This is a genomic window from Streptomyces sp. (assembly GCF_031181705.1).
Taxonomy (GTDB): Bacteria; Actinomycetota; Actinomycetes; order Streptomycetales; family Streptomycetaceae; genus Streptomyces.
Window position 1 is genome coordinate 4,759 of the sequence record NZ_JAPSKN010000201.1, and the last position, 2,593, is coordinate 7,351.

3 protein-coding genes and 1 tRNA gene are annotated in these 2,593 nt (G+C 71.5%); 3 read left to right on the forward strand and 1 reads right to left on the reverse strand.

The window, feature by feature from the left end; translation table 11 throughout:
- Positions 1–28: 28 nt before the first annotated feature.
- The gene (locus tag RIN80_RS25250; protein ID WP_309097950.1) at positions 29–493 is read right to left on the reverse strand and encodes a GatB/YqeY domain-containing protein; all 465 of its coding nucleotides are present in this window, start codon (positions 491–493) and stop codon (positions 29–31) included.
- Between the two features lie 134 nt (positions 494–627).
- Between RIN80_RS25250 and RIN80_RS25255 the strand changes: the two genes are divergently transcribed.
- The 3 genes from RIN80_RS25255 to RIN80_RS25265 all read left to right on the forward strand — a co-directional run bounded on the left by RIN80_RS25255 (position 628) and on the right by RIN80_RS25265 (position 2,590).
- Positions 628–1,554, forward strand: coding sequence for a metallophosphoesterase (locus tag RIN80_RS25255; RefSeq protein WP_309097951.1), 927 nt, complete (start codon positions 628–630; stop codon positions 1,552–1,554).
- A 144-nt stretch (positions 1,555–1,698) separates the two neighbouring features.
- Positions 1,699–2,469 carry a Pr6Pr family membrane protein gene (locus RIN80_RS25260; protein ID WP_309097952.1) on the forward strand — a complete coding sequence of 257 codons (771 nt, stop codon included), beginning with the start codon at positions 1,699–1,701 and terminating at the stop codon, positions 2,467–2,469.
- 47 nt (positions 2,470–2,516) lie between these two features.
- A tRNA-Pro gene (locus tag RIN80_RS25265) sits at positions 2,517–2,590 on the forward strand.
- Positions 2,591–2,593: the final 3 nt, after the last annotated feature.

Genomic DNA, 2,593 nt, shown 5'->3' on the forward strand with positions numbered 1-2,593 from the left:
TCTTCCGTTCTTCCGGAAGGCCGGGCGGTCAGCCGGCCAGCAGCTTCTTCACCGCGGCGGCGACGCGGCCGCCCTCGGCCTGACCCGCCACCTTCGGGTTCACGATCTTCATGACCGCGCCCATCGCGCGCGGCCCCTCCGCACCGGCCGCCTTGGCCTCCTCGACGGCCTGGGCCACGATCCGCTGGAGCTCCTCGTCGGACAGCTGCTTGGGCAGGTAGCCGGCGAGCACCTCGCCCTCCGCCTTCTCCCGCTCCGCCTGCTCGGCACGACCGCCCTGCGCGAAGGCCTCGGCCGCCTCGCGCCGCTTCTTCGCCTCGCGGGTGATCACCTTCTGCACCTCGTCGTCGGAGAGCTCGCGCTTCTCCTTGCCCGCGACCTCCTCCTTGGTGATCGCGGCGAGCGTCAGCCGGAGCGTCGAGGAGCGCAGCTCGTCGCGCTCCTTGATCGCGGCGTTGAGGTCATCCTGCAGCTTCGACTTGAGCGTGGTCATGGCATCGATTGTCGCAGGTGCGACGCGAAAGCCACGCTCCATTTACGGGGCGGCAGTGCAAGAGCCCGTACCGCCAGGCCATTTCGGGCACCGGCCGGACGCGGGCATCCCGCCCGGTCTGACACGATGGTCGTATGCGCGCGCGATACAAAGTCCCCCTGGGAATCGCGGCGGCTGGCGCCGCCGGTCTGCTGTACGCGGCGGGCTTCGAGGCCCGCTCCTTCCGCCTGCGCCGGGTCACGGTGCCGGTGCTGCCCCCGGGGATGCGCCCCCTGCGCGTGCTCCAGGTCTCGGACATCCACATGGTCGGCGGCCAGCGCAAGAAGCAGCGCTGGCTGCGGTCCCTGGCCGGTCTGCGCCCCGACTTCGTGATCAACACGGGCGACAACCTCTCCGACCCGGAGGGCGTACCGGAGGTCCTGGACGCGCTCGGCCCCCTGATGGAGTTCCCGGGCGCGTACGTCTTCGGCTCCAACGACTACTACGGCCCCAAGCTGCGCAACCCCGCCCGCTACCTGATGGAGAAGGCCCAGGGCCGCCACGGCCTGAACGGCAACCCGCCGGCCGTCGGCGCGGTGCACAACCCGTGGGAGGACCTCCGGGACGCTTTCGACGCGGCGGGCTGGCTCAACCTGACGAACACCCGCGGCACGCTCAAGATCGAGGGCCTGTCACTGGAGCTGACGGGCCTGGACGACCCGCACATCAAGCGGGACCGCTACGACCAGGTGGCCGGCGGCCCGTCGGACGCGGCCGACTTCTCCATGGGCGTCGTCCACGCCCCGTACCTGCGCTCCCTGGACGCCTTCACCGCCGACGGCTATCCCCTGATCCTGGCCGGCCACACCCACGGCGGCCAGCTCTGCATCCCCTTCTACGGCGCCCTGGTCACCAACTGCGACCTGGACACGGACCGGGTGAAGGGCCTGTCCACGCACTCGGCGCAGGGCCGCACGTCGTACCTCCACGTCTCGGCCGGCTGCGGCACGAACCGCTACACGCCGGTCCGGTTCGCGTGCCCGCCGGAGGCGACGCTGCTGACGCTGGTGGGGCGGGAGTAGCCGGGGGGACGGGTAAGGGGAGTACGGGGGCACGGAGGCACGGGGGCACGTGGATACCGGGATACGGGGATACGGGGATACGGGGGTAACCCACACAGCGGCGCCCGTATAGCCCCCTTTGTCCGGTTCTGTCAGCTTGGGAGCATGACAGCCCCGATACCCAGGGACATCCCGGACCTCCCCGCGATCCCGCGCAAGCCGGCGCTCCGGCCCACCCCCGTCCCGGCCACGGCCGTCGTCACGCCGGTCCGCCGCCCCGCGGCGGCGGCCTACCGCCTGCTGATCGCCCTCGCGGCGACCGCCGGCGTGACGCTCGAACTGCTCCTCGGCGACCCCTCCCGGACCGCGGGCTACTTCGCGGTCCAGGCGAACGCCCTGCTGGCCGTGGTCATGATCTTCTCGGCCCGCCGAGCATGGACGGCCGCCCGCCCCCTGCCCGGCTCCCTCCTGGGCGCGACCCTGCTCTACGTCGTCGTCGCGGCCCTGGTGCACCACCTGCTCCTGGCGAACGAGGCGAGCCCCTTCTCCCTCACGGGCGAGGCCGCCGCCCCCACCGGCTGGCAGGCCCTGGCCCACCACACGCTCCACACGGTGACGCCGATCGCGGCCGTACTGGACTGGCTGCTGCTCACGAGCCCGGGCCGTCTGCGCCTGCGCCACGCCCCGACCTGGCTGCTCTACCCCTTGGCCTATCTGGCCTTCTCCCTCATCCGGGGCGAGCTGCTCCTCCCGGGCACCACGGACCGCTACCTCTACCCGTTCCTGGACGTCGGCCAGGACGGCTACAAGCACGTCCTGGGCAACGCCCTCCTCCTCGGCCTGGCCATCTACGCCCTGGCAGTCCTCCTCGTGGCGCTGGACCACGCCCGCCCGGCCCTCATGCGCCACCGCGGCAAAACCGGATTTCGTCTCTAGCCACCGGTGGGCTAAAGTAAACGACGTCGCCGCGACAGCAGCGACATCGGGGTGTAGCGCAGCTTGGCAGCGCGCTTCGTTCGGGACGAAGAGGTCGTGGGTTCAAATCCCGCCACCCCGACAG